Source organism: Paenibacillus sp. JNUCC-31, assembly GCF_014844075.1.
GTDB lineage: Bacteria > Bacillota > Bacilli > Paenibacillales > Paenibacillaceae > Paenibacillus.
In genome coordinates this window covers 6,246,460-6,260,184 of sequence record NZ_CP062165.1, presented here as the reverse complement: position 1 = coordinate 6,260,184, position 13,725 = coordinate 6,246,460, and the positions used below count along the sequence as shown (strand labels likewise).

Sequence of the window (13,725 nt, the reverse complement as noted above, 5' to 3'; positions counted from 1 at the left end):
TTAACGCTTTGAAGTCTAATACAGGCAAACGGCTGCTTCAATATGCCCTAAAAGCCAAAGGCACGTTTATTGCCGCTTTAATTATGCTTACAATTGGAGTTGCGGCTGAACTGGCCGGCCCTTTCATCGCCAAGTCCATGATCGACAATCATCTGCTCGCCATTGAGCAGCCTTTCTATGAGACCACCGCTTCAAGCGAAGCGGCAGTCTACAATGGAAAGAACTATAAACGCGAAGGCCGATTTGAAGCGGATGAAACGAAGGGTACCGAGGTACGCGTACTGCAAGCCGGAAAAAGTTTTTATTTTGTGAATGAACCCGTTAGTGCCCCCGATGGGGATCGAACCTATGCGGATGGAACACTGACGGTAACACGCGCAGGCGAAGTGACGGGCCAATATGCAGCGGTACCCTTATCCGCTGGTGAACTCTTTGCCTTTTACAAACCGGAAATGCCAAGCATCTATCAATTGATTGTGTATTACATGATCTTTCTGGTCATCTCGGTCATTATGGAATTTGGTAAAACGTACTGGCTGCAATCTTCTGCCAACAAAGTCATTCAAAGACTGCGTAACGATGTGTATGCGCACATCCAGCGATTGCCGGTACACTTTTTCGACAACCTGCCCGCAGGTAAAGTGGTCTCCCGGGTCACCAACGATACCGAAGCTGTCAAGGATCTGTTCGTTGCGGTTCTGTCCAACTTTTTCTCAGGCATCATTACGATTACGGGAGTGTATGTTGCGCTCTTCCTGCTGGATTTCCGCCTCGGATTGATTTCGCTCTTCGTTGTTCCGATGCTCGTTCTCTGGATTGTGCTCTATCGCAAAATCGCTACTCGTTACAATACCATTATTCGTTCACGCCTGAGCGAAATTAATGCGATTATTAACGAATCCATTCAGGGGATGTCCATTATCCGGGTATTCCGTCATCAGAAACAGACCAAGCAGGAATTCGAGGATCTGAATGATGATTATATGAAACACCAAAACAAAATGCTCAACCTGAACGCTTTCACCTCACACAACCTGGTTAACGTATTACGGAATATGGCTTTTGCAGTTGTTCTGTGGTACTTCGGCTCCAGTGTGCTGGACGGCACGAGTATTATCTCGCTGGGTGTGTTATATGCATTCGTTGACGTTCTCGGGCGTTTGTTCCAGCCTATTACGGGTATGGTGAACCAACTCGCGAACCTGGATTCATCCCTGGTATCCGCTGGACGTGTATTTGAACTGATGGATGAACCAGGTGAACCGGTAACCGATGGGTCGATGCCGAGATACAAGGGGAATGTCGTGTTTGACGATGTATCCTTTGCTTATAAAAAAGATTATGTGCTGAACAACATCTCGTTCAAAGCATCACAAGGTCAAACGGTCGCCCTCGTGGGCCATACCGGTTCCGGCAAAAGCTCCATCATCAATCTGCTCTTCCGGTTCTATGATCCACAGAAAGGCAAGATTACGATCGACGGTCAGAACGTGAAGGATCTGCCTAAACAGTGGATTCGCGAACATATGGGCATCGTATTGCAAGATCCGTACCTGTTCACAGGTACCGTGGCGTCCAATGTCAGTCTTGGCGATGAGAAAATTACTCGTGCACAGATTGAACAGGCGCTTCGTGACGTGGGTGCAGAGCGGATTCTCGCCCATCTTCCCCAAGGATTCGACGAGCCGGTTATCGAAAAAGGAAGCACGTTATCTGCCGGACAACGGCAGTTGATCTCCTTCGCCCGAGCGCTGGCATTCGATCCGGCCATCCTGATTCTCGACGAAGCTACGGCGAACATTGATACCGAAACGGAAGCACTCATTCAAAATGCACTCGAAGTCCTCAAAAAAGGACGCACCACCTTCATCATCGCTCACCGTCTGTCCACCATTCGTTCAGCAGACCAGATTCTGGTCCTGCATCGCGGACGTATTGTTGAACAAGGTTCACATGATGAACTAATGCAGCTTCAGGGTCGCTATTATCAGATGTATCAGTTGCAGCAAGGTGCTCAAGCAGCTACGGATACGAGTGGAAACAACCCACTGGGCGACCCCCTTCGAACCACAACCACATCCTCCTTTGCCGGAGGCAGCGTGTAAGTATAACTGATATGAAACTCTCAAACCGATTTGTCTTTAGTCCTATGGGTCTACGGCAGATCGGTTTTATTTTCCCCTTCATCTATACCCCACCTTCAATTTCTTCTTATTGACATCAGATACATCTCTCAGTATCATACATACCAACGGTCGGTATTTATAAAACAACAAAGGAGGGCCATTATGGCCAGGAACAAACACCCCGAACAAACGGTACAGCAGATTCTGAACGTTGCTACCCAGTTATTCACAGACAAAGGATTTGAAAAGACGAGTATTCAGGACATCATTATTGCCCTAGGCATGTCCAAGGGAGCTGTGTATCATCACTTTAGATCCAAAGAGGAAATATTGGACGCGGTTATGGAACAACAATTCAGCTATTCGGCTCAGATGATGGATCAATTAGTTACAAACACAACAGCCACGTCAGCACGTGAGAAGTTAATTCAGATTCTGGAGCATGTCGTCTCTGATCAGCAGGCCCATTCTCTGGATCGCGTACTTCAGACCCAGATCAAAAATCCGGTATTTATTGTACGCGGTATTCAACAGGCCGTGCGAATAGATGCTCCGGTGATTACAACGATTTTGCGAGAAGGCATTGCAGATGGGTCTATCCATACTGAAGATCCCGAAGCTTGTGCAGAAGTATTCATGATGCTGGTCAACATATGGATTAATCCCACACTGTTCGGCCGCAATCCCAGCGAAACGAAGCAGCGTCTTTATTTTTTACAGCGGTTGATGAATATGCTCGGTGCCGATATTGTGAGCGAATCGCTCATTGAGCGTATTCTTGAACAACATGCTGCGGTGGGCGCTTATCCTAAGATGGATGATCATGACGATGACAGAAACGAGGGATAGCTGTTTTGAAACCTAATGGACATATGATTTGCAAAGAATGGTTATCTGAAGACTCCATTCATGCTCTTTCTCTGGAATGGATGCAAGGCGAAGTACATATTAGCCAGGGTACAGAAGCGGTTATCCATGTTACTCAACGGGGCTCCGCTCGTTTCCCAAGAACTCGATGTTTTGAAGCTAAGGTCAGTAATGGTTTATTACATCTCATCGATGGACGAAAACAAGCTTTTCCCCTGGGTATAAACTTCCATCGCACATCGCTCCACATTGTACTGCCGCCTACGATATTGCAAAGACTGTCGATCAACGGGGTGGGTTCCCGCTTTGTTGTGGATAACGTTTCTTCCGAACACTGGGATTGTCACTGTACATCCGGCAATCTCACCTTATCTGGCTATGGCCAGAATATCCGTCTACAAGCTGTTGGCAGTCGGGTTACAGCAACAGACCTTTGTGCAAACCATATCCAACTAAAAGCCACTTCTTCACCTATCCAGTTATCCGGTCAGTTCTCCCATATTCAATCCAGAGTGACAGGTGGCCAACTTAGCATAAACTCCTCAACGATGCTTCAATCTCTGGATAGTCGCTCGACAGGGTGTAGCGTTGAAGTGCGCATCCCACCAGAAAATGATGGATTCAAGTTAGACTTCAAGCAGGCTGGGGGCCGACTCAGGAGTGATCTCCCACTTCAATCCAATCATAATCAACATACGTATCGTAACGGTACTTATTTATTTCAAGCAGAGGTCAGAGGCGGGAAGCTCACCATAGGTAGCTCTTCTTAACATTCCACATCGAGGAGGTCAACATATGAGCATCGGCTGGATCGTTGGTAGCAGTTTAGCTACTGTGGTATTACTTGCAGGGATTATCAGTTTGTTCATCGGTATACGTAAAAACATTCATCGGCGCTGGCCTTGGTGGTTTATCGGCTTTGGAGTGGCTGCCCTAGTTAGTGCTACGATCAATTATCCCGGAACATAGAAACATCGGGTCAACATGAGCAAAAAAAGACAATCTCGCAGTTCAGTCACTCTCCGTGCTGCTGCAGATTGTCTATTTGTCTATCCATCCTTTGACCATATATCCCATATATAATATCGTTTCTCTTGCCAGAAAAGGAAATTGACTGCGCCAAGTCTGATAAGCCGTCGTTTGTGTCGGGGACGGAACAGCGTCCATGCCAAGCCCGCTGGCCAGTTTCATCGCCCGTTTCATATGCAACGGGTCACTTACAATCATGTAGGTGCGAAACCCGGCTTGTTCCCCAACACGAATTGAATTCACCAGATTCTCCTCTGTAATTCTGGATTCCAACTCCAATTGGATATCTGCCGGATCAACGCCATGTGCGACTGCGTAATCTCGTCCAACTTCAGCCTCAGCACGCTCTCCTGCACTGCCTGTACCACCCGTAAAGATCAGATGGCTTACCGTTCCCTGCCGATATAATATAATGCCATGCTTAATACGTTCACGAAATACGGGTGAAGGGTTATCCCCTTCTACGGCTGCACCGAGTATAATGGCTGCATCACTCTGTCTCGGGGATTCTTCGTCACTGTAAGCCCAGATGAGCAACGCCGTAGTTATAGTCCATATGAGCCCAATCAACACGAGCGATGCAATGGAGATTACCAACCAGTGTCTTCTTTTTATTTTACGTATTCGGGACTTGCTTTCCATCACAATGATTCATCCTCTTCCAGTGCCCGGACGTGCATACTCTCTGCATGCATACGTTCGAGTGTCTGTAACGCTGCCGCGGATTCGGCATCCAACCCCAGCTCCGCAATCCAGGCACCTGTGTACTGCTGGAGACTAATCTCCAGTTCCTGTGCACGGTCTTTGAAATCTTCCAGTTCCTTGATCATTCGTGATCGCCCTTCTGGACTGAATGTCTCATGAATTCGTTCCTTGAAATAATGATGTACAATACTGTTACGCTGCTTCCATAATTCATTCAACTGACGAGTCTCTTCTTCGGAAAAGGTAAAATGATGACGCACCTCATGAATGAGTTGCCCAAGTGAACTGCTCATCTTCCGTTCGTACAGATCTTCCAGATCTTCTTCGGACACAGCCTTACCCTGAGACATTTTCATTAATAAAATCAGATTGACCAGTTGCTGTTCAAGCGCCTGTCCATAATATACAGCCAATCCGTAATAGGCAAACAATTCCCTGGAGTGTTCGCTGTCCAGCATGTCACCATGCTGCATGTCTGTATTTTGCATAAGCGAGCGCCCCCTTTATCTCCGTACCATACTTTCGGGTTCCAACGTCCCTCTATGGTACCGAAACGCAGACCAACATTCAAGTTATGGACAATAATGACCTCTAGCTCCGTAAGTCCCTTCTTCCAGATAACCATATATGAATGATGAGTAGAACTGTGGCATAGAGTACAGCCCACACCGTTGTCGAAACAACAGCCCCCATCTTCGATGCTTCAAATAACATCATCTCACGAACCAGATAAAATGCTGGAGGCAGAATCTTGACAAGCCATTGCACGGATTCGGGCAAACGTTCGCTTAATGAACCTTGTACTAACGATACTAACAGTACAACAATGAACAGCGGCATACTGCGACTCAGCATGGAAATGTATGATTTTTGAAAGAAAACACTGAGCCCCAGACCCAGCAGCGACAACGCCAGATGTCCGGCCCAAGCCATGCTCCACTCCCCAGCACTCGGCAGCCTTCCAAACATGCCCGTAACAATCGGGTATAAGACGGTAATTGCTGTCAGGCCGAATTGCATAATTAACGCACAGATCAATTGTGCAAAGGCAACCTTGCGTTTGCTTCCTGAATGGATAACGAGCAATTGATACTGCCCCGCAGATTCCGTATTCATTACCGTTAAACCTAGCCAAGCCGCGCCAAAAAAGAGCAGCATGGCCGTAACGCTGTAACTGTCCGCAACCGGATTAGGTTTGTAGGAATAGATGAGCAGCATCGTAATAATATAAAAGATAACCGGCGCAACATATTTCTGTGAACGTATGTAATGTTTTAACAAATAACGAGTCAAGTGGATCATTGGAGGTCGCCTCCTTCAGGAGACAGGCAGGAATCTTGGTCGGTTCTGTCCCTAGGAGCTGATCCACCGGGATGCCTTCCCTCCATCAATCCTTCCATATTTAATCGGCTTTCTTCCGGATGCACGGAAAGGATGGAACCGCCCACAGCCAGAATCATTCCAATGATCCGATCTGCCGAACTGCGTGACACCCTCCAATCCCATACTTCGCGTCGTCCATAATCCTGATGAACTACGCTGCGATGGCATGCAATGACTCCTTGGTGTTCAACAAGTAGTGTATCAATAACGGACTGTTCCCGTCCTTCAATCACACTTTGGATGCTCACAGCGGGCTCCCCAGCTTGCTGCAAATCTTCCTTATTCCAGCGACGAAGCACTGTTCCCTTGTGTAATACGATGACCTGATCCGCGAGAAGTTCAATCAGCAATGGCTCATGGCAAGCAGTAACGATCTGGCTTCCTTCCTTTTTCCACTGTCTGAGCAAAACTACGATTGCTTTCTGCGCCGGAACGTCCAGACCGGACAATGGTTCATCAAGCAACAATAACCCACCGGGTCCAGGCATTAAAGCCTGAATCAAATTTACTTTCTGCAATGTACCCTTGGATAGCTGTGACAGTTTCTGATCAATCGCCTTCCCCAGGAACAACAGCTCACTCAGTTCACTAATCCGTTGACGCAATATTTCAGGACGCATGCCACGAATGCGTCCCATCTCCCACAGGTACTCTCTTGATGTGAAGGGCAAGCGTGACAGTCCATCCAGTGCATACATAATCCGACCATGCCTGGGCTTGCGCAGGGAGCCTGAGTCAGGCAGTAACATGCCCGCCAGCACACGCAACAATGTGCTTTTGCCTGAACCATTTCTGCCCACCAGGACGATGCATTCTCCCTGTGCAATCTCCAAATCAATATCATTCAGTACCTGCACATCCCTAAGTCGTTTGCTCACCCCTTGAAGCGATATGATTCGTCCGTTTGAGTTTGCTGCTGCCTTTCCTGCTTTATCGAAGAATCGACTTACTCTTGACCTTGCGCTCCATCCCATGGAATCACATCCGCTCAGGAGCCTGGACCCCTAGTAAATATAGGCTGTAGGCCAGACGCTCCGCTGTACGCTCTGTTAACGCCACCCGGAAGGGTTTCACGTCAGCTGGCGCGTCCGCAATCCGTTCTGCATGATAGAAGCGGTTGAATGCTTGGGCAACATCGATCGCATATTTGGCAATCACCGAAGGCTCGTTGCGAAGAATTGCTTTTTCCAGATGCTGCGGATAGTCCGCCAGCAGTTTCAGCAATGCCCATGAAGTGTCACCGACGATGACTGGCTTATTCTCTGTGTTGGCTCTACCATTTGTGTTGTTAACCTGTTCCAGATGGTTTTCATTTTCCACGCGTTCCACCTCTGCTGCCTTTGCGAGCACACTGTTAATCCGGGCATGTGTATATTGCACATAAGGTCCTGTCTCCCCTTCAAAGCTCACCGCATCTTCGAGCGAGAAATCGACATCGTTCAACCGGTTATTGCGCAGATCACCGAATACAATCGCACCTACACCAACTGCTTCTGCAACCTCTTGCGGATTTGGCAGGTTCGGATTTTTCTCCTGAATAATCTGTAACGCCCGAGCAACCGCCTCATCCAGTACCTCCTGCAAGAAGACGACTTTACCCCGACGGGTCGACATCTTCCGTCCCTCAAAACGCATCAAGCCAAACGGGATATGTTCACAAATCTCAGACCACGCGTACCCCATCCGGGATAATACCGCAAATACCTGACGGAAATGAAGCTTCTGCTCACCCCCGACCACATACAACATTTTATCCGCCTTCATCACATCATGACGATACACCGCTGTTGCCAAATCCCGCGTCGGGTAGATGGTTGTTCCATCCTTTTTGATAATCAGGCAAGGCGGCATATTCTCCTCCTCCAAACGTACCACCAATGCCCCTTCACTCTCTTCGAGCAATCCTTTGGATTTCAGTTCTTCAACGACCGCACCCATCTTGTCATTATAAAAGCTCTCACCCAACGTATGGTCAAACTGTACATTCAGACGCTCATACATCCGGTCGAATTCTTTCATACTCACTTCTACAAAAAAGGCCCATAACCGCTGCGCCTCTTCATCCCCTTGCTCCAGCTTGCGGAACCAATCCCGTGCCTCCATCTCCAGAGATGGATCATTCTCAGCCTCATCGTGAAATCGCACATACAGTTCCAATGATGTCCGAATCGGCTCAGCTTGTAGCGCTTCATCATTGCCCCAACGCTTGTAGGCTGCAATCTGTTTGCCGAACTGTGTTCCCCAATCGCCCAGATGATTCACGCTGACCGAAGTATAGCCTGCCTCGTTATATAACCGATACAACGCTGCCCCAATCACGGTGGAGCGCAGATGACCGATTCCGAATGGCTTGGCAATATTAGGCGACGACATGTCGATCACGACACGTGAACCTGCACCCAGTTGCAGCTTTCCAAATTCTTTATGCTCCAGCTCTTGCAGCATCTTTGGCGCCAGATCTTCCCGATTGAAACGTATATTCACATAAGGCCCTGCTGGTGAAGCGTTCAGCCCTTTTGCCTGCAATCCAGAAGCGATATCAGCCGCTATGGCCGCAGGTGCTTTCTTTAATGACTTGGCCAGCATAAAACAGGGAAACGCCGAGTCTCCCATTTCAGCCTGTGGCGGGACCTCCAATACATTCAACACCTCTTCTTGCTCCAGCCCAGTTAGGGGAGCTATATGTGCTGCTGCCTGCTTCATCAACATCTTGAACACTCCTCGTCATTATCGTATTTAGCGATGATATAAAAAAACAAAAAAGCCCTCGTCTCTATATCAGAGACGAGAGCTGATCTTCACAGTTCCCGCGGTACCACTCTAAGTGAACAAGTTACGATTGTACATTCCATGTACAGTCCAGCCTGTTCCGCTCGGTGCGAGTAACGGCCGCATGCCGGATTGCCCTACAGTCCATACTCTCTGCACCTTTTCACAGATGTACGCATGCCTTCGGACAACCATCTCACGGGTGCGCTTCACTCAGATCATGTCATACCGGCTTCCACCTGCCCCGGCTCGCTGTCATACATGGATTCTGGCTACTCTCCCGATCACGGATATTCATCGTTTCAATTCATTGCCATCATTATACAGATCACGCTTAGCTTTGGCAACCTGTTACATGCATTTGCCAATGGAACACCTGCTAGCGATAGAGGTTCTCATCACCTGATGGCGAAGAACATTGCTATGCCGTATCCATAAAAAAATCCCCTCCAGCAGACAACGTTGGCGTACATCTTATCGGATGTCTTCTTTCGTTGTCTCCTGTGAGGGGACCAGCCTATCAGCATCATGTACATTACCCAGGCTTTTTATTTTCAATCCAATGGAGTTATATTTACGCTACTGCGGCCATCATACGGCAAGCCTCTGCACATTTGCGGCAAGCTTCTGCGCAAGCCTGGCAGTGATCATGTTGATGTTTGCCACACTCAGCAGCACAAGCTTCACATGCTTTCACACACAGTTCGCAAATTTCGGCGATGAAATCACTTCCACGCGTCATGGCTTGAGCAGCAAAACTACAGATTTCGGCACATTCCCGATCCAAACGAATGCAATCACGCAACATCGCCAGATCATATTCCTTCAGACTCGATATGTAACATACGTTGCAAGCATTCATACACTCCAGGCAAGCATCGATACATTGTTGATATTGTTGTTGTGTCATTTAAAGTTACCTCCCAGACTAAGTTTGCTATGCTTCTTAATACCCTGTCTGGAGGAACCTTGAATCATTTAAGCCTCATTTATCGCTTCTAATTCCAGCAATTGGTCGCGAATGACCGACTGATCGAAATGCTCACCTATAAACACAGCTACGTTAGGCACATCCCCCTGAGGCGTGATCTTCATATAATCCGATTCCCGGTAAGCATATTGGAACCAGAACCGACTGGACGTGTCGCTAAAGGATAAAATCCCTTTTGCCCGGTACACGTCTCTTGGTAATTCAGATATTAAACGTTCAAATGCCTCACTGTTCACCGGCTGGGTGAAATAGTGCGTGTACACCATAACATGTTCATGTGAAGCATGGGGATCGGCATGATTATGATTATGGTCGTGATCCTGAGGGTGACCATCGATATTCCCCTGAGAATGTTGATGCGCTCCGGAATCATGCTCCATATGCTCATCATGTTCATGAACATGGCTGCATCCATGCTCAGTACAGGCTTCGGCATGCACGTGTTGCTTCTCCGCGTGTTTACTTGTTTCTTCAACAGATTGATAGGCATGGACATTGTCTCCGCTACGAAGCAGCACATCCATGTCGACTTCACACTTCACCGTAGGCATTACGGGAGCGAAACCATTCCAGCGTTCCAACAGGTCCCGCAGATCTGCCAACTGCTGCTCATTCACCCGGTCCGTTTTGTTCAGGAGAAGTACAGACGCACAGCGAATCTGTTCCTGCATCAGCTTGAAGGTTTGCCCCTTCTGCTCCTGATACAGCCCTGACAGATGTGCGGCATCTACCACAGTTATCAAGCTTTTCAGTTCCAGTCGCATATAGAGGGACGTTTCCGTTACTGCATCCAGAATCTCCATCGGGTTTGCCGCTCCCGTTGCTTCGATGATAATGACATCAGGCGATTCCTCCTGCACGAGATCAGCTAGCTGCAGCCCCAAGTCACCTCGCACGGTACAGCAGATGCACCCTCCTAACATTTCAGTCATTGGCACGGAAGCATCCACAATCTGACCATCCAAATTAACTTCACCCAATTCATTCATGACCACTGCGGGCCGGAGACCTTGTTGTTGCCAATGTTCAATCAGTTGAACAAGCAGTGTCGTTTTGCCACTCCCCAGAAAGCCTGACAAAATATATACAGGTATGGATGATTCATTTACTTTTAATTCACTCATCATGGTTCACCTCTCTGTTTGTCCAATAAAACGGGTCTATCTCTATCCTAGCGAGTGTACACCATCCTGTATTCATTGCGCAATCCTGACCTTCTCTCCTCTACAGTTATTGCCTCATTCTACTGAATGATCTATGCTATGAGGACATGTTGATTGGAGGAGAAATGTTATGACCAATTCAGTGGAGCAACATCGTCAGGAAGCCCCTGACACGGTATCCTGCATGATTGTAACCGTATCGGATACCCGCACCAAGGACACCGATACAAGTGGACAACTCATGCACAAGCTGCTGACAGAATCAGGATATCAGATTGTCGAATATATCATTACACCGGATGAGACCGAAACCATTCGAAGCATCCTGCAGGATGCAGCAGTTCGTGACGATATCGAAGCCGTGCTGCTCAGCGGAGGTACCGGAATCGCACCCCGTGATACGACATATGAAGCAGTATCCTCTCTGCTCGACAAGGAGTTGCCGGGCTTTGGTGAAATCTTCCGCTTCCTCAGTTATACCGAGGATATCGGTTCTGCTGCCATTCTTAGCCGGGCGGTAGCCGGAACGATCGGGCGTACAGCCGTATTCTCCATGCCAGGCTCCAAGGGTGCTGTCAAATTGGCCATGGAAAAGCTCATTTTGCCAGAGCTGAGGCATGTTATGCGTGAAATATATAAACCCGTCTGAAGAATCAGACGGGTTTTTCGGCTTTATTTTAGGCGAGACCGTTACTTCAATTGCTTAAGTACATGCTGGAACACTTGCATGACGTCCTCTTCATAGTCATCCTTCTCTCCACCTGAAGCCGTATAAACCAGTGATACGTATGCTTTACTGCGAATCGTAGTTTTGCCAAGTCCATTTTCCATCACAGCCTGATCGCCATCATTACCATACATTTCGTTCATCCGGGCTACTCGTGTGCGATCATCGCTGAAAATGTGGACTTTGACAATATGTCTGCCACTTCCATTCAACAAGTACATATAAGAGATTCCGCCCTCACCATCATCAGCAGACATATTGTTCATCAACTTGATGCCTTTTGCAGCAAAACCGCCATCCAACTCCTGAATCAGTGGACCGTTTAACCCGTGGCCCTGACTCTTTGCCCGAACTATGCCTTCATCCGTCGCTTGTCGCGTATATATTTTCCGCTCCTGATCAACTGATGATGCTGAACAAGCCACTTGGGATAATACACACAACGCCATGATCATACTGACCAACACAGACTTCATACGTCCAGATCTAAGATGCAATCCTTTTCCGCCAACACGCATACTCTTCCTTCCTTTCTCGCCACATGCACTGTGACGCTCTCAGGTAGAGTTAGCATGTCTAGGAGAAAAGAATCTTATTCGGCAGGCACTTCAGACATCGTGTTGACGACTGTACGACCTACGGCACCTCCCTTGAGGATCGTTTCCAGTGTCTGAGGCAGTTGCGCCCATGAAATTTCCTGAATCCCGAGCTGCAATGCCCGATCAGGCTTCCATTCGCCGCCAAGCAACTGCCATATCCGTTCCCGCCGTTCCATCGGACAATAGACAGAATCAATCCCAATTAATTGAATCCCCCGCAAAATAAACGGAAATACGGTGGACTCGAACGCAGCCCCTCCGGTTAAGCCTGATACGGCAACAGCACCTCCGTATTGGATCTGTTTCAGACGTTCGCCAAGTGCCTGACCTGCTGCTGGATCAATAACACCTGCCCAAAGCTGTTTGCCCATCGGCCCCTTGGCAGGCGCATCCGCTTCTTCGCGTGAAATGACATCTGAGGCGCCCAAATCTCGAAGCAGCTGCTCCTGTTGATCCTTTTTGCCTGTACTTGCCGTTACTTCAAAACCCAGTTTCGCCAGAATAGCTACCGCCATACTGCCTACCCCTCCGGTTGCTCCTGTAACCAGAATGCTGCCCATCTCCGGAGTCACGCCAGCCCGAAGCAAAGCATCTACCGAGAGGGCAGCCGTGAATCCTGCGGTTCCGATCGCCATCGCTTCCTTCTCACTAAGTCCATGTGGCAGAGGGACAAGCCATTCGCTGCGCAGACGAGCATATTGACTATACCCGCCAAAATGAGATACGCCTGGTTCGAAGCCTGTGCTGATCACTCGATCCCCAGGTGCAAATCGCCCACTCACGGATTCCTCTACAATTCCTGCAAGGTCGATCCCTGGTACGATGGGATACTCCCGAACTACACCGCCCTTTTCTAGGGTGGCGAGTCCGTCTTTATAATTCACACTTGAATAATGAACCTGTACGGTTACGTCACCGTTAGGCAAATCCTCTTTCTTTAGCTGCTCCATGGCAGCCTTCACGCCACCCTGTTCTTCTTTACGCACGACATAGGCAGGAAACGTATTTTCCATCCGATATCCTCTCCTTATTATAAGTTACATGTTATTTAAATTTATCCGATGAGTGTTCGTTTATCACCTTAACATCTCATAAGTAATGCATTTGGCATCCAGTCAGGCCATGCTTGTATCTCCTCTTACTTTCATCCCCGCGCAATGTGCAATTGAAACAGTATCCGTAATGGATCATGTCGAAAAAGAAACTCGGAAAGATGCGGGATTTGGCGTCTCCTGCGCTTTCCCGAGAAATAATTGTTTTCAAACCTCTGTGATCCACAGCTGTTAAAGATTCAGTATACCGCGTTGCTCAGGCGATCTGTCCATGATGTTTCACACACTGTCGGTTGTCCTGGACAACATATGAC

General features: G+C 48.2%; 16 protein-coding genes. 6 read left to right on the top strand and 10 right to left on the bottom strand.

Features of this window, described 5'->3' with window-relative positions:
• The first annotated feature begins 8 nt into the window (after window positions 1–8).
• The 4 genes from JNUCC31_RS27605 to JNUCC31_RS27590 all read left to right on the top strand — a co-directional run bounded on the left by JNUCC31_RS27605 (window position 9) and on the right by JNUCC31_RS27590 (window position 3,962).
• On the top strand, window positions 9–2,105 hold the full coding sequence (locus JNUCC31_RS27605; protein ID WP_192266428.1) for an ABC transporter ATP-binding protein: 2,097 nt from the start codon (window positions 9–11) through the stop codon (window positions 2,103–2,105).
• Window positions 2,106–2,288: 183 nt separating this feature from the next.
• The gene (locus JNUCC31_RS27600; protein WP_192266427.1) at window positions 2,289–2,975 is read left to right on the top strand and encodes a TetR/AcrR family transcriptional regulator; all 687 of its coding nucleotides are present in this window, start codon (window positions 2,289–2,291) and stop codon (window positions 2,973–2,975) included.
• 23 nt (window positions 2,976–2,998) lie between these two features.
• A complete protein-coding gene (locus JNUCC31_RS27595; RefSeq protein ID WP_228469270.1) occupies window positions 2,999–3,763 on the top strand; it encodes a DUF4097 family beta strand repeat-containing protein in 765 nt (254 codons plus the stop codon).
• Between the two features lie 25 nt (window positions 3,764–3,788).
• On the top strand, window positions 3,789–3,962 hold the full coding sequence (locus JNUCC31_RS27590) for a hypothetical protein (RefSeq protein ID WP_192266425.1): 174 nt from the start codon (window positions 3,789–3,791) through the stop codon (window positions 3,960–3,962).
• Window positions 3,963–4,034: 72 nt separating this feature from the next.
• Here the strand turns inward: JNUCC31_RS27590 and JNUCC31_RS27585 are convergent, their stop codons facing one another.
• The 6 genes from JNUCC31_RS27585 to JNUCC31_RS33575 form a co-directional block, all read right to left on the bottom strand.
• Entirely contained in the window at window positions 4,035–4,664 is a 630-nt protein-coding gene (locus tag JNUCC31_RS27585) for a YdcF family protein (protein WP_228469786.1), read from the bottom strand.
• A complete protein-coding gene (locus JNUCC31_RS27580; RefSeq protein ID WP_192266423.1) occupies window positions 4,664–5,215 on the bottom strand; it encodes a hypothetical protein in 552 nt (183 codons plus the stop codon). The genes JNUCC31_RS27585 and JNUCC31_RS27580 overlap by 1 nt, the downstream gene beginning before the upstream one ends.
• 103 nt (window positions 5,216–5,318) lie before the next feature.
• Window positions 5,319–6,029 (bottom strand): hypothetical protein, encoded by a 711-nt coding sequence (locus tag JNUCC31_RS27575; RefSeq protein WP_192266422.1) that lies wholly within the window; start codon window positions 6,027–6,029, stop codon window positions 5,319–5,321.
• The gene (locus tag JNUCC31_RS27570) at window positions 6,026–7,084 is read right to left on the bottom strand and encodes an ATP-binding cassette domain-containing protein (protein ID WP_192266421.1); all 1,059 of its coding nucleotides are present in this window, start codon (window positions 7,082–7,084) and stop codon (window positions 6,026–6,028) included. Before JNUCC31_RS27570 ends, JNUCC31_RS27575 begins: the two co-directional genes overlap by 4 nt.
• A gap of 4 nt (window positions 7,085–7,088) precedes the next feature.
• Window positions 7,089–8,819 carry an arginine--tRNA ligase gene (argS, locus tag JNUCC31_RS27565; protein WP_192266418.1) on the bottom strand — a complete coding sequence of 577 codons (1,731 nt, stop codon included), beginning with the start codon at window positions 8,817–8,819 and terminating at the stop codon, window positions 7,089–7,091.
• Window positions 8,820–8,930: 111 nt separating this feature from the next.
• Window positions 8,931–9,092 (bottom strand): hypothetical protein, encoded by a 162-nt coding sequence (locus JNUCC31_RS33575; RefSeq protein ID WP_228469269.1) that lies wholly within the window; start codon window positions 9,090–9,092, stop codon window positions 8,931–8,933.
• A gap of 48 nt (window positions 9,093–9,140) precedes the next feature.
• On the opposite strand from JNUCC31_RS33575, the gene JNUCC31_RS33570 reads away from it, so the two are divergent.
• Complete coding sequence (locus JNUCC31_RS33570) at window positions 9,141–9,317, top strand: hypothetical protein (protein WP_228469268.1); 177 nt, start codon at window positions 9,141–9,143, stop codon at window positions 9,315–9,317.
• A gap of 136 nt (window positions 9,318–9,453) precedes the next feature.
• Here JNUCC31_RS33570 and JNUCC31_RS27560 read toward each other — a convergent pair whose 3' ends face one another.
• Both JNUCC31_RS27560 and JNUCC31_RS27555 read right to left on the bottom strand, forming a co-directional pair.
• Window positions 9,454–9,789 (bottom strand): four-helix bundle copper-binding protein, encoded by a 336-nt coding sequence (locus JNUCC31_RS27560; protein ID WP_192266416.1) that lies wholly within the window; start codon window positions 9,787–9,789, stop codon window positions 9,454–9,456.
• 68 nt (window positions 9,790–9,857) lie between these two features.
• Window positions 9,858–10,994, bottom strand: coding sequence for a CobW family GTP-binding protein (locus JNUCC31_RS27555; protein ID WP_192273380.1), 1,137 nt, complete (start codon window positions 10,992–10,994; stop codon window positions 9,858–9,860).
• Window positions 10,995–11,163: 169 nt separating this feature from the next.
• Between JNUCC31_RS27555 and JNUCC31_RS27550 the strand changes: the two genes are divergently transcribed.
• The gene (locus tag JNUCC31_RS27550; protein ID WP_192266413.1) at window positions 11,164–11,682 is read left to right on the top strand and encodes a MogA/MoaB family molybdenum cofactor biosynthesis protein; all 519 of its coding nucleotides are present in this window, start codon (window positions 11,164–11,166) and stop codon (window positions 11,680–11,682) included.
• A 41-nt stretch (window positions 11,683–11,723) separates the two neighbouring features.
• On the opposite strand, the gene JNUCC31_RS27545 is transcribed toward JNUCC31_RS27550, so the two are convergent.
• Both JNUCC31_RS27545 and JNUCC31_RS27540 read right to left on the bottom strand, forming a co-directional pair.
• The gene (locus JNUCC31_RS27545) at window positions 11,724–12,227 is read right to left on the bottom strand and encodes a hypothetical protein (protein ID WP_228469267.1); all 504 of its coding nucleotides are present in this window, start codon (window positions 12,225–12,227) and stop codon (window positions 11,724–11,726) included.
• 125 nt (window positions 12,228–12,352) lie between these two features.
• On the bottom strand, window positions 12,353–13,372 hold the full coding sequence (locus JNUCC31_RS27540; RefSeq protein WP_192266408.1) for an acrylyl-CoA reductase family protein: 1,020 nt from the start codon (window positions 13,370–13,372) through the stop codon (window positions 12,353–12,355).
• Between the last annotated feature and the right edge of the window lie 353 nt (window positions 13,373–13,725).